Source organism: Paraburkholderia sp. SIMBA_027, from assembly GCF_046535315.1.
Lineage (GTDB): Bacteria > Pseudomonadota > Gammaproteobacteria > Burkholderiales > Burkholderiaceae > Paraburkholderia > Paraburkholderia tropica.
The window spans coordinates 1-258 of sequence record NZ_JAWRWY010000992.1 but is presented as its reverse complement, the minus strand read 5'-3'; the positions used below and the strand labels follow the sequence as shown (position 1 = coordinate 258).

The window sequence follows — 258 nt, the reverse complement described above, 5'->3', positions numbered from 1 at the left end:
GGAGGCCGGATAGTGCAGGCCGAGGAAGGAGCCTACGCCGGGGCGCGCCGCTTCGGCGACGACTTCGCCCGATCCCTTTTCGTCGAAACTATAGACCATGACGCGGTCGAAACCGGTCAGCGCTCGGGCCTGGCGGGCGCCTTCGCGGTAGAAGTCTTCCAGCGTCTGCGCCTGGTCGAGACGGGCCATCATGCTGCGGATCGACATGGTCGCGCCGCCCTGGGCACCGTCCTGCGAGGGCTCGGCCTCGATGATGAC

Annotated in this window: 1 pseudogene; it reads right to left on the bottom strand. The window is 67.8% G+C overall.

Going from position 1 to position 258, the window contains the following annotated elements:
• Positions 1-258 (bottom strand): annotated as a pseudogene (locus SB764_RS42070) (histidine kinase); the annotation flags it as partial.